The organism is Psychrobacter pulmonis (genome assembly GCF_904846465.1).
GTDB classification, from domain to species: domain Bacteria; phylum Pseudomonadota; class Gammaproteobacteria; order Pseudomonadales; family Moraxellaceae; genus Psychrobacter; species Psychrobacter faecalis.
Genome location: NZ_CAJHAT010000001.1, coordinates 84,011 through 109,714, shown reverse-complemented (window position 1 = coordinate 109,714; position 25,704 = coordinate 84,011). Strand labels below are relative to the sequence as shown.

Below are 25,704 nucleotides of genomic sequence, written 5' to 3'. Positions count from 1 at the left end.
ATTGTGCTGCTCTTTGTTATTGATGCTCGTAACTACATTTTATTACCGTTGTGAGATAAAAACGACAGATAAGCAATTCAATTCATTGCCTTACCTGTCTAATTGTCAATCAGCAAATATTTAACCCTAACTTCCTAACTTTGGACAATAAAAACGGCATTAAATAATTTCCCGATCTTTAATACTTTGCTGCCATGCTGCTGAACGACGCGTTCTATCCGCCACTTGTCCAACCAATTGACCACAAGCGGCATCGATATCGTCACCGCGCGTTTGGCGAATGGTACACACAAAACCCGCTTGGCTTAAAATATCGCTAAAGGCATGAATGCGGTTATTGCTCGATTTATCATACGGCGCATGCGGGAACGGGTTAAACGGAATCAGGTTAATCTTACTTGGCAAATCTTTTAATAATGCCACCAGCTGATGGGCGTGCTCATTGCTATCATTGACGCCATCAAGCATGACATATTCAATCGTGACATGCTTTTTATGACGCGGATTGACATCATAAACGTAGTTTTTTGCCGCGGCAATCAGCTCATCTAACGGATATTTTTTATTAATCGGCACTAGCTCATTACGCAACTCATCGTTTGGTGCATGCAAGGATATCGCCAATGCCACATCAATATCTTGCGCCAATTGGTACATTTTTGGCACCACACCTGAAGTCGATAGCGTCACACGGCGTTTTGATAAACCGTAAGCATGATCGCTTAGCATCAGCTCCATTGAGCCAACCACGGGTTTATAATTTAATAAAGGCTCACCCATGCCCATCATCACGACGTTGGTGACGTTATTTTCCCATAAACCATGGTCAACGTTGTCTAAACTGTCATTGTCATCGCTCATATAAGAAGCGTTCGCCACCCATAACTGCCCAATAATTTCAGCAGGGGTTAAATCACGTTCGAAACCCTGCTTACCAGTACTACAAAAACTACAGTCTAGCGCGCAGCCAACTTGCGAGGAGATACATAAGGTTTTGCGACCGTTCAGCTTGCTATCATCGGCCGGAATCAATACCGTCTCGACCAATGAGCCACCCGTGACTTCAAAGACCCATTTACGCGTACCATCATCGCTATACTGACGATGAATCACTTTTGGCGGCGTGACACAAGCATGGGCTGATAATTTATCACGCAAGGATTTGCTCAAATTAGTCATTTGCTCAAAATCGGTCACCCCATGCTGATAAATCCATTTAATCACTTGCGTCGCACGAAACGGCTTTTCGCCAATACTTTTGAAATAATCGGCCAGTTGTGCTTGCGTCATGCCCAATAAGTTGGTTTTTGCTTGTGCTTCATCGACAAGCTTGATGCTATTGGCAGGCTTTTTAGCAGTCTGTGCCGGGATATGTTGGATAGGAGTTTCGAGAGTGGACATAATAGGTAACCTTTTTGCAGCCACTATAATAAGCACTGCAATTATTGAGATGGGCGTTGCCAGTTAATCATACATCTGATGTATGAGGGCATAAGCAATCCGTTATGAGCGCATTTTTATCCGCTTCTTTTATCAAAATATCTATAAACACTTAAATCTTATAAAAACATCATGACAATATGCTGATAAGGGATTGATAATGCTCGTAAAACTAATAATGAGGCAGATCTTTAAGAATTTCAATATAGAATCAAACTATTATAGCTAAAACGGCTTATACCAAAAGATATAAGCCGTCTTGCTACACTAATTATCGATAACCAGCATCAAAGCGATTATCAATAACTGCTGCTATTAACGTGTACGTGCACAAACTTCATCTTCATTGAAGAAATAGCTGATTTCACGGGCTGCTGATTCCGCTGAATCTGAACCATGAACGGCGTTTTCATCAATGCTGCTAGCGAAGTCAGCACGGATAGTGCCTTCATCAGCGTCTTTTGGGTTAGTTGCACCCATGATTTCACGGTGCTTAGCGATTGCGTTTTCGCCTTCTAGCACTGATACCAATACTGGACCTGACATCATGAAAGATTTTAGGTCGTTGTAAAATGGACGCTCAGCGTGCTCAGCGTAGAAACCGCCTGCTTTTTCATCATCAAGTTGTAGCATTTTAGCTGCAACAATTTTTAGACCCGCTTTTTCAAAACGGTCGTAGATAGCGCCGATGTGGTTGCCAGCTACTGCGTCAGGTTTGATGATAGATAAAGTACGTTCGTTAGCCATGAAAAGCTCCTATTAAGAGTGGGTTGGATAAGAAATAAATTGTTATGTCTTTGGCCACTGTGTTGGTATCGGCTAAATTAAGCCATTTTTATTTGCCAATGCGGCAACCTGAGTGCCAACACAGGATTGCTGCCTATTATAATGGTTGACGATATAAATGATAGGGTTAATTTAGGAAAGTCGCTTGCATAAAGCCAAAACTTACCGCTCATTTCTCAAATATTTATGATTTATTGCTACTAAAAAGCCCCAATGCTGAGCAATGGGGCTTTTTTATGTAGCTAAAAACACTATCTACGCATCATACGGATCGCGTAATACAATCGTTTCTTCACGGTCAGGACCGGTTGAGATGATATCAACTGGGCAACCAATCAACTCTTCGATACGTTTGATGTAAATTTTAGCGTTTTCTGGTAGGTCGTCATAGCTTGTGATACCAACCGTTGACTCGCTCCAGCCTTGTAGGGTTTCGTACTTAGGCGTGACTGACTCATAGAATTCAGCATCATGCGCGCCAGCACACTCCGTCTCAGGTAAGTTATAACCGACACCGATTAATAGCTCTTCTAGACCGTCTAACACGTCAAGCTTAGTCAAGCAGATACCTGACATAGAGTTCAGTACCACAGCACGGCGTAATGATTCGGCATCGAACCAACCACAGCGACGCGCGCGACCAGTGGTTGCACCAAACTCATGACCAACTTTGGCTAAATGCGCCCCAACATCATCAAACAATTCAGTTGGGAACGGACCGCTACCAACACGTGTGGTGTAAGCTTTAGTAATACCCAATACATAGTCTAAATACAAGGGACCGATACCGGTACCAGTCGATACACCGCCCGCAGTGACGCTAGAGCTGGTGACAAACGGATAAGTACCGTGGTCGATATCAAGCAAGGTACCTTGCGCACCTTCAAACATTAAGTTTTTGCCAGCAAGACGTAATTGGTTTAGGTCCTCTGTTACATCGGTAACCATGCCTTTGATTTCTTCGCGCCACTCTTGGCAAAGCTTAAAGGTTTCATCAAAATCAATGGCATCAACTTTATAGTACTGAGTCAGTTGGAAGTTATGATATTCAATTAAATTACGTAGTTTTTCTTCTAAGTCATCACGGAACAAGTCAGCAAGTTTAATTGCACGGCGCGCAACTTTATCCTCATAAGCTGGACCAATACCGCGACCTGTGGTACCGATTTTGCCCGTGCCGCGCTTAGCTTCGCGTGCTTGGTCAAGCGCCACGTGATAAGGCATAATTAATGGACAGTTTGGTGAAATACGTAGGCGCTCACGGACTGGCACATTCTTCTCTTCTAGGGCTTTCATCTCTTTTAATAGAGCGTCAGGTGCAAGCACCACGCCGTTACCGATGAAGCACGTTACGCCTTCACGCAAGATACCTGAAGGAATCAGATGTAGGATGGTGGTTTTGCCATCGACAACTAAGGTGTGACCGGCATTATGCCCGCCTTGGAAACGTGCAACGGCTGAGGCTTTTTCGGTCAGTAAATCAACGATTTTACCTTTACCTTCATCGCCCCATTGGCTACCCAAAACTACGACATTCTTACCCATGATTAATCCTTACCTTTATATATTGAGGTGTGTGCAGCAATAATTTTAAAACAACCTAGCAAAACTTAATTAGCACTAAGAAATGATATGTTATTCACTGTCTGTTTTTCAAAATTTAATAAATAAGCTTCAATAAATGAGCCTTATTCAAACTGGTTGTGAGCGTAACGGTTTTTTTAAATTTAAACCGCTTCTAGCCGCCACTCATTATCTACAAAGTTTAAACGGTGCGTCAGCGCTGCTGGACGGTCATCAGCCGTTAATGGCATAGTGACGCGGTAACCTTGCTGACGTAAGCTTGTGACCTGCTGCAATAGATTCTGCATTTGCGCTTTATCAGCATTAGCTTGCTGTAAAGCCTCATAATCAACCAATACAATAATTGGTGACTCAAGCTGCGTATGCGCCAACAAACGGCTGACATCCATACTAAAGCCTGTCGCTTGACGGGGCTGCTTTGCGCTTAATTGACCAACACTTTGCATACCATCAAAACGCCCACCACGTACCAGTGGCTGAGTTTCGCTATTGATATAGCCGTTAAATATAATGCCGGTATGATAATGATAGCCCGACAGTTCGGTCACATCGATACTGACTGGTGTCTGCCACTGCGATTCTAAGTGTGCTTTTAGACGTTGTAGCTCATCGACAGCCGTCACAATGTGCGTATCTTGTTTAGCCATATCTGACAGCGTGTCTAACAGTTTTGCCATGTCATGACCAAAGCGCGCCAATGCGTAAAAATCATTACCCATTGTCAGTAGCTGACAGACACGTTTTAGCTCAGGTAAATTCTTATTGGCATAAAGATGCATCAACTGCTCGGTGTCATTATCTGACAACTCAGCCAGTGCCGCCAAACGCTTAAATATCGCCACATGACCCAAGTCAATATGTAGCGCTGCGCTCATATCCAAGCTATTGACCATACTAAACAGTACATCTATCAGCTCAATATCAGCTGCAAGTTCGCCGCAACCAAATATCTCTGCACCGAGTTGTAGCGGTGTACGTGAGCCAAAGAGCCCTGAAGGCAAGGTATGGATGACGTCGCCTGCATAGCAATAACGCGCAATACCATGACCGCCGTGATGGGCATCAATACGCAAAATCTGTGGCGTAATATCGGCGCGCACACCCATCAAACGACCGGTCAGCTGGTCGATAATCTTAAAGGTTTGACGTTTTAAATCTTCTGAAGCTTCACTCAATAACGATTCGGTAAACTCAATCATGGGCGGATTGACCAACTCATAGCCATGACTGATCAGCTGCTGGATCAATTGATGTCTCAAGACCTCTTGCTTATGGGCATCTTCAAACAGCACATCGACGACCCCGTCAGGCAGCAGCCAGCTATTATTGGCAACGTCGCTGGCAAAGTTGTTGAGATATGGCAGACCATTAGCGGCAGCACGGTTATCAGCAGGCTGGGTCGCCGCTGGTTTTGTCGTATTTGACTGGGCAGGTTTTGCAAAATCAGAACTGACAGACACAATGAATCCTTGTTTGGCGTAGCGCTTACCAAAAACGCGGTACTGATGCGGTACTAAAAGGTCGTATTCATAATGGCAGTGATATAAGGCGTTTTGTATTTTTGACGCGCAACATCACCGACCCAATTATCTATAAGCAAACTAGGTGACCGCAAAAGGGTGAGTAATAAGTATAAGTTAGGATGATAAGACGAGTATCTTTATGCGCTAAAATTTATGCGATAGAAAACTATGATAAATAATCAAGGCACTTTATGCTTTAGTTTAGCATAGCAGTCAAGCTTCGCCTAGTGACAATTGAACCCAATTGCCATCTAATTATTTTGCAAACGCTCGATGTATTAAACTCATTATCTCCTAAATTCATTATTTAACAAGGAAGCGGCCTGACTTATAAACCGTACTTAAACCTTGTAAAGCGTTTACCATCTGTTGCTTGATAACGCCTTATCGCTAGACTCATGTTACACTAAAGCATATTTTTATCTCGGAAAGCCTTATGTCCTCTGATTACCACCCAAATCCTGCCATCAACCAAACCAACGTCCTTGGCACTGCCCTCGCCAGCTGTTGTTTTGACCCTATTACTGGCTATTATCGCAATGGCTTTTGTCATACCGGTAACCATGACGTTGGTCAGCATACCGTCTGCGCGAAGATGACCAGCGAATTTTTAAACTTTTCTGCCAGTCGCGGTAATGACTTGATTACGCCGCTGCCTGAGTATGGTTTTGCTGGCCTACAACCTGGTGATTACTGGTGTATCTGCGCGCTACGCTGGGTTGAAGCATTAGACTTCGATATTGCCCCGCAGATAAAGCTCGAAGCCTGTCACGAAAGCTTATTAAGTTTGGTTGATATCGACACGCTGAAACGCTATGCATTGTAGTTTGCAGAGAAGCAATATAAAAAAGGTGAGGGACATAAATTAATAGGCTAAAGATGTTTTAGCCCATGTCATTTTCACGTTTATTTAACATTTATTTAATATTAGCCACCGACTAAAGGAGAAGGTATGAACCAAGATGATGACCTGATTGTCAAACCGACAACGCGTATCACACCTGACTCTAATGTCAGCCTTATCGACACCAGTATGGGCGATGAGCGCTCTTATTTAGATAATTACGCCAGCTATGACAGCTATATTTATGGCGACGCCGATGCGACGGTCGAAGATACGATTGAGACAATGACCGTCTATGATCCCGACTCTGAGCGCTATGAAGATATCGACTTATCGAGCGATGATGAAGTGGTCAATTGCTATGCCTACTCGCGTAAAACTGGCGAAAAAGTCAATAAGATCGGCCTAAATGACGTCAGTCGCGCTTTAAGTAATAGCGGGCAGTTTATTTGGCTGGGTCTTTATGACCCCAGTTTAGAGACCATGGTAAAAGTTAGAGATGCCTTTGAGCTGCACGAACTAGCCATTGAAGATGCCTTTGCTGACCATCAGCGCGCAAAAGTTGAAAACTACGATAATGACATGATATTTGTGGTGCTACGTACCGCCAAGCTCGAAGACAACGTCATTCGCTACGGCACCACGGCGATATTTATGGGCAAAAACTATCTGATTACCATTCGTAATGGGCCGTCGAACTCTTATGCGCCGGTGCGCGAACACTGTCATCGCCGCCCAGAAAAGCTGCGCATGGGGCCTATCTTTGTCCTGCATGCCATACTCGATTTTATCGTCGATAACTATATGCCGATTACCGATCGCTTAGGCAGTTATCTGCGTGAGCAAGAACGTAACATTTTTACTTATGAGTTTAATAAAGAAACGCTTAGAAATCTGTATGAATTAAAATCCCAGCTGGTGCATATGCGGGCGGTGATTTTACCGGTACAAGATATCTGTAGTTTCTTTATTAATCACAATAAAAGCGACTTAATCTCGCCGTTTTCTCATGCTGCTAAACCTTATTTTCGTGACGTCAATGACCATTTACTGCATTCTTTAGATGCGATTAATGGCTTAAATGAAATGCTTAGCGTGGTCATGAATACTTACCTCGCCATGGTAAATATGGGACAGAATGAGGTGGTACGTAAACTCGCTGCTTGGGCTGGTATTTTGGCCGTACCGACAGCAATTGCTGGTATCTATGGGATGAACTTTGATTTTATGCCAGAGCTACATTGGCAGTATTCTTATCTCGTTATCATGGCAGTTATTATCTCGTTATGTAGCTTTTTATACTTTAATTTTAAACGCTTGGGTTGGCTGTAATTTAAGAGAATTTCAGACAAAAAAAGGGCTGCCATTTAATTGGCAACCCTTTTTTATTAAAAACCATTTATTCGCAGCATTTATTGAAAGCCATTCAACAACGATGTTTTTTGAAAAGACCTTATTTACGATAAGGCTTACTATCAACGCTTGGTAGATGATGCTCGGTACTACTTATTTGATGATCATCCAAATAATCTTCTGGTCGCCCAAACATCTTCGCCGTCCACGTTAATATTACAATCGACGCACTCAGTACCATAATGGCAAAGGAAATCGTTGCCAATAGCCACAGATGAAAGTTATCTGATACCGCTTGCACGTCAACCACCAAATGGCGTGATAAAGCAGTAATCGCAATAAATATCAAAAACTGCACTGGCAGACGATGGGTTTTAAAGTAAATACCAATCATCGCCAGTAGTTCAAGATAAATAAATAGCAGTAAAATATCTTTTAAATCTGCTGAGCCTTTTTGAAAAATCACAAAGAACTCTTTACCCGCTGTCCAAACCACCACCACACTAATCAAAAACAAAATAATATAGTGGCAAATATCGACAAACTCACGGCCGATATGCTGCATGCGCTCATGGATACCCATATTGGATTTTGCTACATCGATATCATTGCGTTGATAGGCTTTATTGTTTTTCTCTGTCGATAGCTGTTCTGCTTCTTGCTCTGACAGCGTCTTCATTAGCTGACTGCACTGTTGTCTAAACCAGCAGCTTTTTCGGCCGCATCAACGGTTTGGCGAATAAGCGTATTAATCGTCATAGGGCCAACGCCACCTGGTACTGGCGTATAAGCACTAGCGATATTTTCTACGCCTTGCAGCTCGATATCACCGACGCCGCCATTATCCGTTGGATGGAAACCTGCATCGATCACTACCGCGCCTTCTTTAATCCATTCGGCTTTAATCAGCTCAGGCACACCCACTGCGCCAACGATGATATCAGCGCGCTTGATATGTGACTCTAAATCTTGCGTTCTTGAATGGCAAATCGTTACCGTGCAGTTGGCATTTAATAGCATCATCGCCATTGGTTTACCCAAGATGGCACTGCGCCCTACAACTACCGCCTCTTTGCCTGCAAGCTCAATGTTATGATGCTCTAATAAATGCATGATACCTTGCGGCGTACATGAGCCGTAAGCGGACTGCTGCATCGCCATACGACCAAAGCCAAGGCAGGTCACACCATCGACGTCCTTTGCCAAGTCAATCTGCTCAAAGCAAGCACGCTCATCGATATGAGCTGGTACTGGGTGCTGCAGCAAAATACCATGCACGTCTGGATTGTTATTAAGCTCATCTATTTTCGCCATCAGCTCTGCAGTCGTCGTCGCACTTGGCATTTCAACGCGTATAGAGTCCATGCCGACACGCTTACACGCATTGCCTTTCATACGTACATAAGTCGCAGAAGCAGGATCGTCACCGACCAATATCGTCGCGAGGCTTGGAGTACGGCCTGTTTTCGCTTTAATAGCGTCTACACGCGCACTCAGTTGCTGTTCTATTTGTTTAGCAAGTGCTTTACCGTCCAAAACGGTAGCAGATCCTTGGGCAGTTGACGTAATAGACGCAATTGACATAGTAACTCCAATAAAGGGTGCGATAAAAAATAGGGTGTGATAAAAATAAAGACAGCGCCTGCAAGTTTTTGCATGCCTGTCTTATGCGCGGTCAATTCTTTTTGACCGTTAATTGAGACTGATATTGTACCTGTCTGAGCTAAAAAATCCTAGCGCCCTATTAACCGTCCTTACTTTAAAATCTGTAAACTCACTATAAAAAAATCGGCCTATTAATTATAATAGACCGACTTTTTATGTTCGAAAACTTTCTTAAACTGATTAAACAGTCATTTAGTAAGTTTGTAGCTCAATACCTACGCTTACCCCAACATCAGTGGACTGGATATCAGAGTCGACTGTCCAAAGCCTACTAGATATCAGCGTCTTTGGATTGTACTGATGCTCCCAAGCCACATCAATACTGGTCAACTTATCAGTCGTTGGAAATGCTTGATTAATAGCTTCATCCGCTTGATTCACCTTGGCATGTTGTACTTTTGCATTGATGAAATTACGGTTATCGAGCCATAAGCGACCACCAAGCGCGATACTTTCCGCATCGCCGCCTAGTGCATAGCCTAATGGGAAACCTTGCTGATAATAGCCGTCTGTATAGATAAAGTGGTCATAAGACACGCCCTTTACCTCACCGCTAGAACGAGTGTCTGTATACTCTGCATATAACTGGTACGGTTTACCATAAGCAGCAGACGCATAATCAACACCGGCTAAATACATATTTTTTGCGGGCAAGCCGCCTGCTTCATCTTCACCCACATACTGAGCATAAACGCCTGCAGGGATATTCACCAATGGTGCTAAATTTAAGCGCGCATCAAAACCACCTAGCTGATTAGCAGGATCTTCTTTGCCCGTATCGCCATTATCCTTGGTACCTAAAACTGCATCTTTAAATGAATCAAAACTTTCTGGACGTCCTTCACCGCCCCACATAAAGGTACGTGAAGCCCCAACTTCTAACCATTCCCATGGACTAGCTGTCAGTCTTGCGCCAAACAGCTTAGCATCAGGAATTGCTTCATAATCTTCAAACTGACCGGCAAATAGCTGATATTGCCAAGGTCCGACCCACGATAAATATTGTGATGTCGGTGCAGATTGTTGATCACGCTGCATGGTAAAACCTGCAACCGGCAAACTTGCATCGCCTCGAATAAGGCTACCATCATGCCCAGGTCCCCACCACGTTGGAATTTTACCTGCGATTAACCACTGATTGGCTGCGGTCCCAGCAAGATATGAGCCTTCAAAGCTAACGTCTGAGCCATCTTCAATGAGTTTCTCATTTTTTAGATTGGCTTGTAGATTAAATTCCCACTCTGCTTCGCTAAGCGACACCCCAACGCTTGCTTGTTGACCCGCCAGCTTATCATCAGCAAATTTTTGTGGTAGCTGTTCTCTATCGGTTTGTATATGCAGAGCGGCCGTCCCTTTTACCACAGAATTGCGGTTTTGAGCCAGGCGCGTTTGTACCGACTGCAGGATCTGCTGCTGCGCAGGTGTCTGAGCATTAGCCGTATTCAAAGCGCGCTTAATCTCGTTAGCTGTCAGCGGCCAAGTGCTGGTGCTAATCTGCGCGACTCCTTGAGTATTTAGCCAGTCAAGATCGGCCTTAAGCTTGAGATCGTTCATATACAGGTTTTGTGCAGATGCTAGCATCGACACTGATGATAAGACACCAAAACCCAATAAAATGCTTAGCTTCTTGTACATGATCAAATACTCTTTGGTTATAAAGGGCTTTATTATAAAAGCTAATGGTTTATAAATGCTATCGGTCAAACATCAATTTGCATTAATGTAACTAAATTTAACTTAACTCAACAACTGATATCTTATTGGTTATGTATATTCGCAAATACGCTATCAATTGCTTGTACGGTTTGCTTAATCTCGTCTTCCGTTAACGTTGGATGCACGAGAAACATCAAACTGGTTTCGCCAAGCTGCTTGGCAACTGGCAATCTGCTCTCAGGACGTAAGCCTGTATTATCAAAGGCTTTTTCAAGATAAACTTCCGAAGCGGATCCTGAAAAACAAGGAACCCCTGATTTATCGATCTCTTCAATAATACGATCTCGCGACCAACCTTCAGGAAGGTTATCTGACTGCACATAGACGTAGAGCTTATAATAGGCGTGGGTCGAATCTGCAAACTGCGCTGACTCTTCTAATCTTGGTACAGAAAGATAGCCTTTTGCTTCCCATTTAGCACAGGCATCTAAAATAGCTTGAGAATTAGCCGTACGTTTGGTGGTCCAATCAGGCATTCTCGTTAATTGAATGCGACCAAGTACCGCTTGCATTTCAGTCATGCGCCAATTGGTACCAAAACTTTCATGTAACCAGCGATAGCCTGGTGGATGCTCGGTCTCATAGACCGCTGCATAGCTTTTACCATGGTCTTTATAAGCCCACATCTTGCGCCATAATTGCTCATCATTAGTGGTGACCATACCGCCTTCACCACCGGTGGTCATTACTTTATCTTGGCAAAAGCTCCACGCACCGATATGGCCGATACTCCCCACGCTACGACCCTTATAACGTGCACCGTGCGCCTGTGCACAGTCCTCTATCACATATAAATTATGCTGTTCTGCCAACGCCATGATGCCATCCATATCACAAGGCCAACCTGCTAAGTGCACACAGACGATAGCTCTGGTTTTAGCCGTCAATACCGCTGCGATTGACTCAGGGGTGATATTACCGGTTGCTTCATCGACATCAGCAAAAACAGGTGTCGCTCCCGCATTGACGACTGATGAGATACTTGCAATAAAGGTACGCGGCGTGACGATTACCTCATCGCCTGCACCAATATCTAACGCTTGTAAGGCCACGTCTAATGCCAACGTACCATTACCCATCGCAATGGCATATTTGCTATCAGCCCATTTAGCAAACTCCGTCTCAAACTGACGACACTCTTGCCCTGTCCAGTAATTTACCTTGTTGGATAATAATACTTGACTGACCGCATCAGCCTCTTCTTGAGTAAAGCTTGGCCAAGGTGAAAATGGGGTGTTTAACATAGTTGCCTCGATGGTGCTTATTTATAATTGACGATTAATCACTTATAACGAAATACTTAATCGTGATTTTTTATTTATTGAGGGGTCTTGCAGGATTACCAACCACGACAGCTCCCGCTGGCACGTCTTTGGTAACAACCGCTCCCATTCCTACAATGGCACCTTTACCAATAATTAATGGCTTATCAGGAGTGCCTTGCTTGATAACTGCCCCTGTGCCGATATAAGCATGGTCATGGATATGAATATTGCCATTGCAACTGACGCGCGGGGCAAAGGTGACATAGTCGCCAATCACGCAATCATGTTCCACATAGCTATATAAATTGGCATGGAAGCATTTACCGATAGTCACATTAGCAGCAATAGTGACAAATGGACTGAGTGCAGCACCGTCAGCGATACTGACTGCATCCATAATTAAAGTGGTCGTTCCTTTTACTGTCCACAACGAGATACCATCTTGAATCAATTTATCTGCAATTTTTTGACGAATGCTGCTATTAGCAATGGCAATTAGGACAAACTTATCATCACTATCTATACTTTTAAATCTTGCATAATTCATCGCTGTATAGCCGTTAACATTAGCATCTTCATCTAATGCATCGTCAATAAATACGATTTGGCTATTTTCTTGATCATCTATTCTTTGTAATTGATCAACGGCTACCGGCATTAAGCTACGACCACAGCCTGAGGCACCGTAGACGGCAAATACTTTACTCATAGCTATTTTCTAAAGCGGACTGGTTTTGAGAACCAGTAAATTTACTCATTGTCGCTTCGCCGTCCGCACTAATACCATCTTTGATAACCACTTTTTTTACCGTCTTAAACAGTATCTTGATATCTAACCACAATGATTGGTTATCTACATACCACGTATCAAGCTCAAACTTCTTATCCCAACCGATGGCATTACGCCCATTCACTTGCGCATAACCGGTAATACCAGGGCGCACATTATGACGACGCGCTTGTTCTTTACTATATAGCGGTAGGTATTCCATCAACAATGGTCGTGGTCCGACTAAGCTCATATCACCTTTCAGCACATTCCACAGTTCAGGCAGTTCATCAAGACTACTATTACGCAGCGCTTTGCCAAAATCAGTCAAACGCTCGCTATCAGGCAGTGGATTACCATCACTATCTATGGCATCTTTCATCGTGCGAAATTTAATCATCTCAAACGGCTTGCCTTCTAAACCAGGACGCGTTTGGCGAAATAGTACTGGCGAGCCTAGATTCTTACTTACTTTATAGGCAGTAATGGCATATACCGGAGATAAAGCGACTAAAGCGGTAGTCGCAGCAGTGATATCGAAAAGGCGTTTTATCATTGTTCTTCCTATGACTCTATTATATAAACTATAAGCCTATCGCTTCTAGCATAGATTGATTGACAGCATCCACATCGAACTTTTCTTCCACCAACTGCCGTGACGCCTTGCCCATTTTAGTAATAAGCTCTGGATTAACGATAAAACGTTCCATCGCAGCCGCTAATTCTTCTACTGCTTTAACAGGAACGAGATAACCGTTATAACCATCAATCACTGTTTCACGACAACCTGGTGCGTCCGTGGTAATGATTGGGCGACCCATTGCCATTGCCTCTAGTACAGTACGTGGTGTTCCTTCTCGATAAGAAGGCAGTACATAAATAGAACTCGCTGCAATGGCAGGTTTCACATCCGCAAGCTTACCCCAAAAGTTAAATAACCCTTCATTAATCCAATTATCTAACTCTTTTTGCTCGATAGCATCAGGGTTATCGTCGATCCAGCCTACTAAGTCAAATTGAGCTTGCGGATATTTCTCTTTTACAATACGAGCTGCCTGTGCATATTCGCGTACTCCTTTATCGCCCAGCAAGCGAGCTATCAATAGAAACCTAGGGATCAATATATCATCTATAGTGGCAAATGGCTGGACACTATATTCTGATATATCAACACCTGAGCCATTAACAACGGTAGTTGAGGCATTGGGCGTTAAGATACCCATAGATTTAAATAATGCTTCATCATCAGGATTTTGAAAAAATACTTTATGAGTTGATGCTAATGCTACTGAATACAGCTTATGCATTATTTTTTGTAGATTAGACTTTTTATAGTCTTGTTCATCCGCTCCTTGAAACGCGTAACCAAGACCTGTAATCAGAGCAAAACGATGCGGCACACGAGCGAGTTTGGCTGCCAATGACCCATAGATGACAGGCTTAATGGTATAACCCATAACATGGCTGGGCTTAATTTTCCTCATCAATAAGTATAAAGCAGACAAAGTTTTAGCGTCGTTTAACGGGTTGGTCCCTGTACGCTGCATAGGTATATTGTGAGTTATATAACCTAATTTCCGAAGAGCTATTACGTCTTCTGGATAAGAATTAAACTCTGGAGAAGCTATATGTATTTCGAAACCTTTTGTTTGTATTTCTTGAATGAAGGCACCCCGAAACTTAAGGATTGAAGCTGGATAGCTGGCTACGATTAGGAATTTCATTAATTATTTTTGACCTTATTATCTAGGGCGATTTATTATTGCGAATGATTCCTGTTTTTACCGACTAGTGAGATCAGCAAAAATATAAGCATAGGTGCAAACATCCATTTTTGACGTATCGCAATGCCTAAATTAGCGGTAGTCATTGCTAGAACCACCCAAGCTAAAATAACATATACCCACATAAATTTACGATTTTCGGTAAAGTTCTGCGATCTCTTTTTAATTAAAGCGTAAAGACCGACAATAAAGAGATAAAGCAAAATTAAGTTATCAATAGCGGCTGCTAAAGCAGTTATAGATCGAGCCTCAAAGATAATCGGACGAAACATATAGGTGAATAGCTGCATCGGTAGGCTCATATTAGCAATGTCTACACCACCACCACCTTCCATATTATAAGATTGGCGATTTTCAACATAATCCATTAAAGCCTCAGAGCTATTTGGGTCTGATACACCAGCATACTCTAACGCAAAAGGCACCATTGCTGCTGCACCAGCAATCGCCACTGCCCCTAAAGATATACGCTTAAGAGGACTACTCTTCTTATCGAACATAACTGACATAGCCAATGCTATTATCATCATACCTGCCATGTGTGGACGAACGATAAGCATCAAAACGATAGCTAATACCATAAGCCATAAACGCTTGTTAAGCTGTAAAGCTGCCCACAAAGCTAAACCCATTGCCAAGAATGAAATAGCATCTTTACCAATAGCTGATGACCAAAAACTTACTGAGGGTAAAAATATAATTATAGTACCCAATCTTTTTAAGAACTTACTCTTATACTGAGTTGCTTGCTTTAAAGCTCCATCAAAGGCAAGTAAACCGATAGAACCCACAATATTAAAGAATAAGAAACAAGTTATGACCCCAAAACCCAGACCATGAACCAATATCTTTGTTAAGAAAACGACCGCGGTAGTTCCAACTCTAAATGCAAACCCATCAGATAGCGCCTTGGAGTAATAAGCCAATGCATCTCCACCAAATGTAGAAACATAGTAAAGATAAGCAAAGCAAAATAATGTATGCCATAAGTAAAGTAATAGGCCACGCTTCTTTTTTAATTCAAAGTAACTGCTAATCTTAGCTATAATTATAGAACCTAAGGAAAAAACTATAAAAGCACTGATGATTGACCATGAACTTTCAAACATAAAAATCTACTTTGTAATTAAGGACTTATAAACATCATTATATTGCAGAATAATTTTAGACAAGGAGTAATTATCCTCTAATCGCTGACGTGCGCAGGCACCCATGTCAATTAAATCCTGTTTATCAAGGCTCAGTAAATGACTGACTGCTTTACAAACTGATAAAGCAGATACTGAAACAACCACTCCTGTCGAACCTAATAGTAACTTAGCATCCCCAACGTCTGTCGTAACACAAGGCAAGCCCATTGCCATAGCCTCACCTAAGACATTAGGAAAACCTTCTGTCTTTGAATGCAAGCAAAAGACATCCATTGCTGCAAGACAAAGAGGTACATCTGAACGCTCACCCAGTAGAACAAATCTATCTCGTAAATTATGTTGTTCTATCCAGCTTACTAGCTTCATATTATCCCAAGTATTATCTCGACCTATCATTAAAAAACGTACTTCAGGGTTTTCTAGTACTATTAAAGCCGCTGCTTCAACAAATAATTTTTGATTTTTAACTGTATTAAAGCGGCCTACTGAACCTACTATCATCTCTTTGTCAGTGAAGCCACATTCATCACGTAATATCTTTCTTTGCTCTGGCGTCGCTATGAGGCTATCTAAATCAAAACCATTAGGTATGACTTTCATTTTACTAGCATCGTAGCCAATTTTCTCATGTACTTCACGACCAGCATCAGCAGCACAAATTATAACTTTAGGGATATAATTTGAAAGAAGTGCACACAACTTACGTAGTTTTACAGTTAGCTTTGAGCTTCCTAGTGCTACATTAGTTGTTCGTATTCCCCAGATTATATTATCTATGCCCAAACTTTTAGCCGCAAATCCACCCAACAGATCGGAATGATACATCCAAGTCTGTACCACATCAGGTTGGATCTCCTTAAGGAGTCTTTGTAATTTAAGAAATATTAATGGTAAGGTAGGCAGTGATTTCATTCCAAGACTATGTACGATTCCAAGACTATGTACGGTAATACCTCTATTTTGTAGTTCAGGTCCCATAACTCCCAGATCAGTCAATGTGATGACTATATGTTCAAACTGTTCCTTTTGATGGCTATGTAGTACTAAGCGTTTAAGCATAAGCTCAGCACCGCCTATATTTAAACTCATAATAATATGTACTATTTTTTTCATATATAAGTATTAATCTCTACAGTCAGACTGACAAGGTTGAATTTGGTTAATTATAATTACTTTGTTAGGCTATATGTGAATCTCAGTGCTTGAAGGTTTGCACCTGTTAAGAATAACATTTTTTATACTATAGTTAAGTCTTTATAAAATCGATACAGCCTATATCATAAAACAGTTTAGGTAAACTATCCTTCATTCATCCATCCTTCGCTTAGAAACTTAGCCTGCGCCCATTTCCTTTCAATGGGATTAAGATCATGGCTGTAGGGTGGCAGCCATAAAATATGATGGCCATGCCTGTTCAGTAATTTTTGAATACGCTTGTTCTTATGAAAGCGTGTATTTGCACCAGTCATAGTCTATATTGCTATTCTGCTCAAAGTAATTCACCGCAAACAGCACTTTTTCATATAAAGCACAGATGATATTAGGACGCTTTTCTGCTTGCCAGTTGTAGCGATCAATACAAGGCTTGCCTATCGGTGCATGGCCCTAAGGACGAAGAGCTTCAAAACCGCTCTCATCCATATGAACAATGGGATAGCCTTGAAGCATATAACTATAAAGCTTACTCTGATACGCCGCTCTTTTTATCAGGCACATTTTTGGATGTTCTATAGTCAATCCATAATAAAATTAGTACAACCCATATCATGGAACAGTTTAGATAGATTATTCTCCATCCACCTTTGTCGTAGAAACTTAGCCTGTGACCATTTTTTTTCAATAGGGTTTAAATCAGGGCTGTAAGGCGGTAGAAATAACAAGCGATGACCATGCCTATTGAGTAGTCTCTGAACGCGTTTGTGAAAGCTGGCATTATCCATGACAATGACGCATTTTATTTTAAGACTTAGTATTAGCGTATCTTTGCACCAGTTATAGAATATATCCCCATTGATATTCTTTTCGAAGTAATCCAGTGCAAATAACACTTTTTTATATAAGGCACCAATGACGTTGGTGCGTTTTTTACTTTGCCAGTTATAGCGGTCGATACAAGGCTTACCTATCGGTGCATAACCATGAGAGCGAATGGTCTCGGCCTCAAAGCCACTCTCATCCATGTATACAATAGCAAATCGTTGAGCGATGTAGTCGTTAAGTTTGCTTAGATACTTAGCTCTCTTTAATGGGCAAGATTTTGGATGCGCTAAGGTCTTTTTTTTGGCTAATGCCAAGACGTTTTAAAGCGGCCTCGATACCCGACTTACTACAGTCAAAACGCTGGGCTCTCTCGTACATGTAATCGTCTGGATACTGTTCAATATCTATTAATAGTGCTTCATTCGGTATTTTACTGGGTGCTTTATTGCGAGTGAGTTTAATACTAGGATCTTTGAGCCAATTCTGTAGCGTGGCCTTACTAATTTCATAAAATGCACAAGCTTGTCTGATACTCATATCTTGTTGTTTAACACTTTTAATCACTTGTGATCGAAAGTCTGCTGAATAAGTCATAATCTTTTTACTTTTCGCTTGTTTTAAAACTACTGTACCATTTTTATAAAGGCTCTACTATAAGGTCCTTTTTTTACTGATGTCAAGACGCTTTAGAGCATTAAAGATGCCCGTTTTACTACAGTTCAAGCGACGAGCTCTTTCATAGTTATAACCACCGGGGTATCTTTTTACGTCTTCAATCAATGCGTCATCAGGTATTTTAGTCGGTGCTTTATTTCTCTTTATTTTAGGGACTAAGTTTTGCTGCCAGCTGTGAATGATACTTGCTGATACTAACTCCATAAAACAGGGAAGCTTCACGAATGGTCATACTATCAGCAATACTAAAAAGTTCCTGATTGCGATAGTCTATTGAATAAATCAGCGTTTATTTCATCAAATACGACTGCTATAAGTATAGTATCGGTTTTATTTGGATTAAACTATATAGAATCTACGGAGCTAAATCTATTTAAATATAGTAAAGAATATCTGTTAATTTAGAAGCTGCAGGACTTCATCCCAAAAGGCATTTACCGAGTTATTTTCCGCTATATGTTTTTGATATATAGGCGAAAGATCATCATTTAATGCAGCTGCTTTATTTAACCCATCTAATATACTATTCATTGAAGTATCATCTGTTATTATTAGGCTAGGAATTTCTTTTAAGCCTCCGGTACAAGGGGTGGTTACTATCTTAGAAGTACCAGAAGCCATCATTTCTAAGATAACATTTGGGAAGCCTTCTATCAGAGATGAAATAACTCCAATTTCCGACTTTGCGAACCACTCAAATGGATTATTGACTCTACCCATAAAAATTACTTTCTCGGAAATCTTAAGGCTTCTTGCTTGAGCTTCTAATTCTAATCTCAGAGCTCCTTCTCCTAAAATTATCAAATTATACTCAGGGTTTCTCTTGCTGAATATACTAAAAGCATCAATTAATAAGTCGAACTGTTTTATTTCAAACAATCGCCCGCAAGCAACAATAATTTTTTCTTTATGAGTATTAGAAATATGTGAGTTAATATAATCTATATTAACGGGGTTATGAAGTATTTCTACTTTTCTAACAGGCTTAAAACCGAGATTCCGAATTAAAGAATTCTTCATTAATTCCGTCTGACAGATAAGTAGGTCTTGCTCACCATATAAAAATCGATAAGCTAACTTAAAAGCTATCCTTATAAAGCCTTTATTTCTTTCGAATACCACACTAGACTCTCTGGATATTAAGTTAGAACCCTTAAATAGCCCAAACTTTTTTAGCGTGCTTAAATAACTATTGACATGAAGATGTGACGAAAAAATGTAGTCGTATTCGTATTTGGTACTTAGACTTATTAATTTGGCTGTAATAGGAGCTAATGAGGCTTTTTCTGACTTATAATCTCCAATAACCCAATGAAAATTAACGTACTTTTCTAGATCAGCCCATCCATTTTGCTGTTTCCCCTGAGACATCGTGACTAGAGTTACATCTTTCTGTTGGTCAATTAAGTAGGTAACTAAGTTGAACATAACTCTCTCAGCACCACCAATTCTAGCTGTAGGAATAACAAATAAAAACCTCTCTGACATTGTGATATTCTCAATTTTTAGTATGGATTTAGTATGGATTAACTAAAGATTATCTAGATATGATGTCTACACTTCTAGTAAGTTTTGGAAGTGACAATTACAAAATTTAGAAGATATAGCCTACTAAGCTATATCTTCTAAATTTCTTCAATATATTGTATTAAATACTCAATCATCCATTCTTGCGGGTTGAAATAGCCAGCATGCCAGTTTAGATTATTATCCCAGTAGCCAGGAGCTAATGATATTCCTTCAGTTCCAAACCCATAGCTGATCTCAATAATGAGAGGCTTGCTTTTTTTATCTAATACGAAATCGAAAGCTACCGATTGAAGGTCTAACTTGTTGGCGACCTCAAATGCTAATTGTATTACAGTAGTATTTATATTTTCATAATCGAACTTCCCACTACCTGAGGCTCTAAAGTCACCTTTGCGCACTAACCTTCTTTCAGCTGCAGCAAATTTTTTCCCTATGACAACCACACGTATGTCAGATTCATTATTTGGTATAAAATCTTGGAAGTAGACATAACCAGTTTCATTAGCTTGTAATTTAGAAAAGTTAGGTGTTATAACTAGTCGACCTGCACCTTTCATAACTCCTAGAATACTCTCTTGACCCTGCGTAAATTTATTAAAACGTTCTTTTAAATTACCTAATTTATCAAACTGAGGAAAACCCTTATCAAATGCTTGATGAATAATTTTTTTAGCTTCTCCATAGGTTTTTATCAATTTTACATTTTTAGCACCCGCACCACCCTTTAGTTTAAAGACCTTTGGATAAGTTGTTTTTTTGGCCCACGAAAGAGCTTTTTGTTGATCGTAGAAAACATAGCTTGGTACAAGAGGAGCAGCAATAGCTTCAAGAAGATATTTCTGTGCAACCTTATCATCAAAGTGCCATGCTGTTTTAAAATCTGGAAATACTTTTATACCTGCATGTTCAAGAGCAAAGAGTATTCGCTTCGCAGTAAGTACATCTTTATACTGCGCATGATGATGGTGCCACATAAAAGCATCACAGCCTTTTAACTGAACAATAATATCGTTATCGAAAGCATTAACCGTGATGTAATCAATATTATTTTGTTCACAGTAACTAATCCAACGATCTGAGAAACTTCCTACACGGTGATGTATGGCAATTCTCATTTTTTCAGTTCCTTATCAAGTATTCCTTTAGATAGGTCATAATGCGCTTCACATCTCATTAAGTTTAAAAAATAGGTCAACCCTCTAGTATTAATTAATTTGACGTTTAGTCTATTAAGAACACCTGTTACATATTTATTTTCTATAAAAACCTTCGGAGACCAATAATTAAGATATGTCTGTTGTTTAGAAAAAACAAATAGTTTCCACTCCTTTACTAACTTTTCTTCACTCTTAATTATGTCGCTATATGCTTCTACACGACGTAAAACTTCTTTTTTTTCTACATTTTTTAATAATGAGAGTCTAAAGCCTTCTTTCGTCTGTCTAACAGGATGTAACTCCGCCTCCAAAGTCCCATTATTTACTTTAACTTCTAATATCAATCCTGTGTACCAGTCTTCTTTTTGACTGTTTTTAGTAAATAAAAAGTTACCTAAGCTGTAATAAATGGGAGTTCCATTATAAACCTCATATCCACTTATACAGTGAGTATGATGTCCAACTACCAAATCGACTCCTTGCTCAGCATAAAAGCGATATTGCTCCTGCATTCGTGGACTTGGGAGATTATAGTATTCGTGACCTCCATGTATTATAACAAATACAAAGTCATTTTCTTTTTTGGCTTGCTGTATTTTTCTTATATCTTTAATTAGATTCATGCCATTAGCGCCAGCAGTACTTTCGTCTGCGCTTGCCCATTCATTTTCGGCGATATTTATCAGTGCTATTTTCCCTTCTGGTGTTTCTAGCACTGTATTTCTTGAAGCTGCTTCTAAATTATCACCTGCACCTATAGCTCTAATACTATTATTTTCACAGAAAGCAATAGTGTCTAAAACGCCTTGCTCGTCGTAATCTTTTATATGGTTATTCGCTAGCGCCGCTATATGAATGTTTAATGTTTTTAATACATCCAGCGTGCTTTTCTCATCGGATTTTAGATGCGGCCCAGTCTTTAGTATCTTACTTGTATTTTCAGTTACCGGCGCTTCTAGGTTTACAATATTGAAGTTGGACTGTGCGAATAAGGCGATAAGCTCAGGATCAATTTTATTTGCTGCATCGTAGCTTTGGTTGACGACTAAATCGCCTGTTATTAATAATTTCATACTTTCTTTGTCTTCCTGCTACTATTGAAAAAGCTGTATATGGTGTTCAATATTAAAATGGCATCAGGTAACAATGCTCTTTTTTTACTAGTTGCTACACTTTCATAAAACTCTGTATATTTATTTTCGGCTTGGTTAATATCAAAATACTGTTCAAACATCATACGAGTATAGAGAGATGACTTCTGATAAAACTCTTCATCAGATACCAGTGTTTCTATTTCCTTTAAGTTTTTATCTTTTGTTAAACCTGGGAACACATTTCTTTCAGAAAAATTGGTTCTAAAGGCATCATCAAAAGTATCTTTAGTGATTAATGTTGGAGTGTTGCTTAATGAGTTCACGGTCAATGAGGGTAAACCTAAAGATGCTGCCTCCATAATACCCCTGCCCGTACCAATTACTGCATCGGCTAAATACAACATTTTCGAAGCACCAATGGTGTATTTATCTTCAGTCAATATCCTTACAGTGCCATCATTAACATATTTATTGTTTAATATTTCTGAAAGTGTTTCTGGACATTCAACAACACCAATGATAAACAGCTTAAGCTTTAATTTTTTATTACTCTCATATAGAGTATCAATTAATTCGATAGAGTCAAGAATGCTTTTTTTATAAGTTTTACCGATGCGTGCTATACGTACAAAAGAAAAATAGCCTTCAGGCTTTAATACATCCAAGGTTGTTGTTTGTATTTTAGACACTCTATTAGGTATTAAGGCTATATTAGCATCGTAATATCGCTTATCTTTCTCAAACCACTGTTTGTTTTCCACACTAAATAGAACTAGATTTTTAATATAGGGAAATTTTTTAGGGTTAGGTCCACCACACTTGTTCAGTGCGATTTTCATTTTCTTTGTAGAATAGAATAAGCGAACGATATTATAACAGCCAACGTCAAAGCAATGTATGATTTCAGGGTTAAACTGTTTAACTATTTCGTCGCTCTCACTTTTAAGCTGTAGTAAGTTAATACCATTAAAGTCAATATGAGCAAGAAAGTTAGAGTTGTTAGCGATAATAGAACTATGCCCTGGGCCAATCGAAACAATACCTACCTGATGCTCTACTGAGAGCTTATTAACTATGTGATGTAAGCTGTTAAAGTGTCCACCTCTACCATGGCCATGAACTGATATGAAAAATAAAACTCTCATTTCGCTATCCATTTAATTTTAAATTTCCTGTATTTGCCCATTCTGAGTAACAAACTTCGCTTCAACAACCATTTTGTAACCTGTCATTTGATGTACTTTTTTTCTTATTGTGTTAATGAGATAGAGAATGTCTTCAGCTTTTGCGTTGCTGTTATTGATAATAAAATTAGCATGTAAACTGGAGACTTGTGCACCACCTTTGCTTAAGTCTTTTAGACCGCATTCTTCTATCACTTTTCCTGGGGGACCGTATTCTTCATACATATCTGGGTTACTTACAAAAACCGAGCCGCAGTTAGGTTGTTTACGTGGGAATTTTTTACGGCGTGAGCTTAGAATATCCAGCATCTCTTTTCGTATCGATTCTTTACTACGGCTTCTCTCAAGCGTCATTCCGACTTCTGTTATCACTTCATCATTTTCTTGAAAAATCGAGCTGCGATAAGCAAACTCGCACTGTTGATTGGTGTAACGCTTTAAATTACCTTCTTTATCGACAGTTTCAACATAACTTAATACACTTCCAATGCCTTTTCTTTGGCTGCCACCGTTCATAACAACAAGGCCACCAAGGGTGCCAGGTATACCGCAAGCATGTTCTATACCCGACAAACCAGCCTGCATTGCTAGCCTAGCTAGGCTTGGCACCCAAATACCGGGTTCTGTAATTATTTCTGTATCATTAACGCTCATTTTTGAGAAGTTGGAATCTATTTTGATAACAATTGCTTGCAAACCCTCATCTGCGAATAATAGATTAGTAGTGTTCCCTATAACTATAGAAGGAAGACTATTTTCATGTATCCACTGGCGTAGCTGAATTAACTCGTATTTGTTTTTTGGTTGAACGACAACATCTGCGTTGCCGCCAACTTTCCAATGGCTTAATTCGCTTAACGGCACATTCACTTGCACACGCAAACCATAAAGCGCCATTATCTGTTGTAGTTTAGCTTTAGAAATTACATTCATGGATTTTAGCCAACCCTTCCACTGCAATCTGCACCTAAAGCTTGTAATTTCGGTATCAAGTTGACATAGCCACGTCCAATTTGCCAAGCATCAGTAATTATTGTTTCACCTTCAGCTGCTAAACCACATAAAGTAAGTGCAACACCTGCTCGTAGATCTAAAGCTTTAACTTCGGCGCCTATTAAGCCACCCCTATTACCCATTATTTTAAGCATGTCGCCAGACAATTCATATTTAAGTCCCATTCGAGCCATCTCTTCCGCATAACCATAGCGACCTGGGAAGCGTAAGTCTATTATGCGAGACTCTCCTTGCGCTTGAGCAGCCCAAGCAGCCAAAATAGGTTGTACATCTGAGTTTATACCAGGGTGTGGGCCAGTACTTACTTCAACTGGATAACAAGCACCCCCCCGTACAATAAGTGAATTTTCACCTTGATAGAGTTTTGCCCCTGCCGCTTTGAGATGGGTAAGAACCACCTCTAAATCAGCATATGGAAAATCATATATCTCTATGTCACCCTTTGTAATCACCGCTGCGGCTAGCCATGTAATGGCCTCCATATTATCAGCTATCACTTTATGCCTAACGCCTTTTAAGTGATCAACCCCAGTAATTTCAATATGCTCTTGGCCAAAAACTTTTATTTTGGCACCCATACCATTTAGCATAGCGATTAAGTCTAGTATTTCTGGACGAATATGAGGGTTCCAGATACGTGTAACACCTTTGGCTAAGGAACCAGCTAATATTGCGTTTTCTGTGGCTCCTGTTGAGCGCATAGGCAAATGTATGTCTGCACCTATTAGTCCGCCTTTGGCTTCTGCACATAAATAATCGCCTTCTTCCCAAACCTTTGCTCCCAGGCGTTCAAGTAGCATAACGTGCAAGTCATACTTACGTTCACCTAGCTTACAGCCGCCAGGCAGTGGTACTTTTGCTTCTCCAAAACGTGTAGTCAATGCGCCTAATATAAGCAAGGTATTCCTGATAGAGCGACCTTCCCAAACTAAGCTTGTTTTTAAGTTATGGTTTTCTTTAATAATAATGATATCGTCTGTTACAAGCTCCGTTTCCTTCCCTAGTGAATGTAGCATTTCGACATGCACTTCGGCATCCAGTAATTGGGAGGGATAGTTTTCTAAAGTAATACTCTCTTCAGATAGAATGCTGGCTGCTAATAAACGTAAAGCTGAGTTTTTTGCGCCTGCTAGATTAACCGTGCCCTCTAACTTACTTTTTGAAACTTTAAATATGGGTTCGTTTTTCAT

At 40.5% G+C, this 25,704-nt stretch carries 24 protein-coding genes and 1 pseudogene; 2 read left to right on the top strand and 23 right to left on the bottom strand.

Going from position 1 to position 25,704, the window contains the following annotated elements:
- Nucleotides 1–159 precede the first annotated feature (159 nt).
- The 4 genes from rlmN to JMX70_RS00455 form a co-directional block, all read right to left on the bottom strand.
- Nucleotides 160–1,401, bottom strand: a complete 1,242-nt coding sequence (gene rlmN / locus JMX70_RS00470; protein ID WP_201588711.1) for a 23S rRNA (adenine(2503)-C(2))-methyltransferase RlmN — start codon at nucleotides 1,399–1,401, stop codon at nucleotides 160–162.
- Between the two features lie 354 nt (nucleotides 1,402–1,755).
- The gene (ndk, locus tag JMX70_RS00465; RefSeq protein ID WP_144297275.1) at nucleotides 1,756–2,187 is read right to left on the bottom strand and encodes a nucleoside-diphosphate kinase; all 432 of its coding nucleotides are present in this window, start codon (nucleotides 2,185–2,187) and stop codon (nucleotides 1,756–1,758) included.
- 294 nt (nucleotides 2,188–2,481) lie between these two features.
- The gene (locus JMX70_RS00460; RefSeq protein ID WP_144297272.1) at nucleotides 2,482–3,771 is read right to left on the bottom strand and encodes an adenylosuccinate synthase; all 1,290 of its coding nucleotides are present in this window, start codon (nucleotides 3,769–3,771) and stop codon (nucleotides 2,482–2,484) included.
- A 182-nt stretch (nucleotides 3,772–3,953) separates the two neighbouring features.
- On the bottom strand, nucleotides 3,954–5,270 hold the full coding sequence (locus JMX70_RS00455) for an ATP phosphoribosyltransferase regulatory subunit (protein WP_201588708.1): 1,317 nt from the start codon (nucleotides 5,268–5,270) through the stop codon (nucleotides 3,954–3,956).
- A gap of 499 nt (nucleotides 5,271–5,769) precedes the next feature.
- Between JMX70_RS00455 and JMX70_RS00450 the strand changes: the two genes are divergently transcribed.
- Both JMX70_RS00450 and corA read left to right on the top strand, forming a co-directional pair.
- Nucleotides 5,770–6,159 carry a DUF2237 family protein gene (locus JMX70_RS00450; protein WP_200663196.1) on the top strand — a complete coding sequence of 130 codons (390 nt, stop codon included), beginning with the start codon at nucleotides 5,770–5,772 and terminating at the stop codon, nucleotides 6,157–6,159.
- A gap of 126 nt (nucleotides 6,160–6,285) precedes the next feature.
- Complete coding sequence (gene corA, locus JMX70_RS00445; protein ID WP_068407704.1) at nucleotides 6,286–7,509, top strand: magnesium/cobalt transporter CorA; 1,224 nt, start codon at nucleotides 6,286–6,288, stop codon at nucleotides 7,507–7,509.
- 121 nt (nucleotides 7,510–7,630) lie between these two features.
- Here corA and JMX70_RS00440 read toward each other — a convergent pair whose 3' ends face one another.
- The 19 genes and pseudogenes from JMX70_RS00440 to JMX70_RS00355 all read right to left on the bottom strand — a co-directional run bounded on the left by JMX70_RS00440 (nucleotide 7,631) and on the right by JMX70_RS00355 (nucleotide 25,704).
- Nucleotides 7,631–8,113, bottom strand: coding sequence for a phosphate-starvation-inducible protein PsiE (locus tag JMX70_RS00440; RefSeq protein ID WP_201589616.1), 483 nt, complete (start codon nucleotides 8,111–8,113; stop codon nucleotides 7,631–7,633).
- Nucleotides 8,114–8,208: 95 nt separating this feature from the next.
- Complete coding sequence (folD, locus tag JMX70_RS00435) at nucleotides 8,209–9,114, bottom strand: bifunctional methylenetetrahydrofolate dehydrogenase/methenyltetrahydrofolate cyclohydrolase FolD (protein WP_201588706.1); 906 nt, start codon at nucleotides 9,112–9,114, stop codon at nucleotides 8,209–8,211.
- A gap of 273 nt (nucleotides 9,115–9,387) precedes the next feature.
- Nucleotides 9,388–10,830: a capsule assembly Wzi family protein gene (locus JMX70_RS00430; protein ID WP_201588704.1), complete on the bottom strand. Its 1,443-nt coding sequence runs from the start codon at nucleotides 10,828–10,830 to the stop codon at nucleotides 9,388–9,390.
- 122 nt (nucleotides 10,831–10,952) lie between these two features.
- Entirely contained in the window at nucleotides 10,953–12,155 is a 1,203-nt protein-coding gene (locus JMX70_RS00425) for a DegT/DnrJ/EryC1/StrS family aminotransferase (protein ID WP_201588702.1), read from the bottom strand.
- Between the two features lie 70 nt (nucleotides 12,156–12,225).
- A complete protein-coding gene (locus JMX70_RS00420; RefSeq protein ID WP_201588700.1) occupies nucleotides 12,226–12,885 on the bottom strand; it encodes a NeuD/PglB/VioB family sugar acetyltransferase in 660 nt (219 codons plus the stop codon).
- Nucleotides 12,878–13,501: a sugar transferase gene (locus JMX70_RS00415; protein WP_201588687.1), complete on the bottom strand. Its 624-nt coding sequence runs from the start codon at nucleotides 13,499–13,501 to the stop codon at nucleotides 12,878–12,880. Before JMX70_RS00415 ends, JMX70_RS00420 begins: the two co-directional genes overlap by 8 nt.
- Nucleotides 13,502–13,529: 28 nt before the next feature.
- Nucleotides 13,530–14,669 carry a glycosyltransferase family 4 protein gene (locus tag JMX70_RS00410; RefSeq protein ID WP_201588684.1) on the bottom strand — a complete coding sequence of 380 codons (1,140 nt, stop codon included), beginning with the start codon at nucleotides 14,667–14,669 and terminating at the stop codon, nucleotides 13,530–13,532.
- 35 nt (nucleotides 14,670–14,704) lie between these two features.
- Nucleotides 14,705–15,838, bottom strand: coding sequence for a hypothetical protein (locus JMX70_RS00405; protein WP_201588682.1), 1,134 nt, complete (start codon nucleotides 15,836–15,838; stop codon nucleotides 14,705–14,707).
- Nucleotides 15,839–15,844: 6 nt separating this feature from the next.
- Nucleotides 15,845–16,993, bottom strand: coding sequence for a glycosyltransferase family 4 protein (locus tag JMX70_RS00400; protein WP_201588680.1), 1,149 nt, complete (start codon nucleotides 16,991–16,993; stop codon nucleotides 15,845–15,847).
- Nucleotides 16,994–17,178: 185 nt separating this feature from the next.
- A complete protein-coding gene (locus tag JMX70_RS12650; protein WP_201588678.1) occupies nucleotides 17,179–17,349 on the bottom strand; it encodes a transposase in 171 nt (56 codons plus the stop codon).
- Between the two features lie 357 nt (nucleotides 17,350–17,706).
- Nucleotides 17,707–18,174, bottom strand: a pseudogene (locus JMX70_RS12415) (IS630 family transposase); the annotation flags it as partial.
- Nucleotides 18,113–18,454, bottom strand: coding sequence for an IS630 transposase-related protein (locus JMX70_RS12410; protein ID WP_227671103.1), 342 nt, complete (start codon nucleotides 18,452–18,454; stop codon nucleotides 18,113–18,115). The pseudogene JMX70_RS12415 and the gene JMX70_RS12410, both read right to left, overlap by 62 nt.
- Nucleotides 18,455–18,511: 57 nt before the next feature.
- Entirely contained in the window at nucleotides 18,512–18,739 is a 228-nt protein-coding gene (locus JMX70_RS00385; RefSeq protein ID WP_227671102.1) for an IS630 transposase-related protein, read from the bottom strand.
- Nucleotides 18,740–18,931: 192 nt separating this feature from the next.
- Nucleotides 18,932–20,023, bottom strand: coding sequence for a glycosyltransferase (locus tag JMX70_RS00380; RefSeq protein WP_201588676.1), 1,092 nt, complete (start codon nucleotides 20,021–20,023; stop codon nucleotides 18,932–18,934).
- A 137-nt stretch (nucleotides 20,024–20,160) separates the two neighbouring features.
- Nucleotides 20,161–21,180 carry an ATP-grasp domain-containing protein gene (locus JMX70_RS00375; RefSeq protein WP_201588674.1) on the bottom strand — a complete coding sequence of 340 codons (1,020 nt, stop codon included), beginning with the start codon at nucleotides 21,178–21,180 and terminating at the stop codon, nucleotides 20,161–20,163.
- On the bottom strand, nucleotides 21,177–22,295 hold the full coding sequence (locus JMX70_RS00370) for a CapA family protein (protein ID WP_201588672.1): 1,119 nt from the start codon (nucleotides 22,293–22,295) through the stop codon (nucleotides 21,177–21,179). Before JMX70_RS00370 ends, JMX70_RS00375 begins: the two co-directional genes overlap by 4 nt.
- Nucleotides 22,292–23,473: a glycosyltransferase family protein gene (locus JMX70_RS00365; protein ID WP_201588670.1), complete on the bottom strand. Its 1,182-nt coding sequence runs from the start codon at nucleotides 23,471–23,473 to the stop codon at nucleotides 22,292–22,294. The genes JMX70_RS00370 and JMX70_RS00365 overlap by 4 nt, the downstream gene beginning before the upstream one ends.
- A 6-nt stretch (nucleotides 23,474–23,479) precedes the next feature.
- Nucleotides 23,480–24,433, bottom strand: a complete 954-nt coding sequence (murB, locus tag JMX70_RS00360) for a UDP-N-acetylmuramate dehydrogenase (RefSeq protein WP_201588668.1) — start codon at nucleotides 24,431–24,433, stop codon at nucleotides 23,480–23,482.
- A 5-nt stretch (nucleotides 24,434–24,438) separates the two neighbouring features.
- Nucleotides 24,439–25,704 (bottom strand): UDP-N-acetylglucosamine 1-carboxyvinyltransferase, encoded by a 1,266-nt coding sequence (locus JMX70_RS00355; RefSeq protein WP_201588665.1) that lies wholly within the window; start codon nucleotides 25,702–25,704, stop codon nucleotides 24,439–24,441.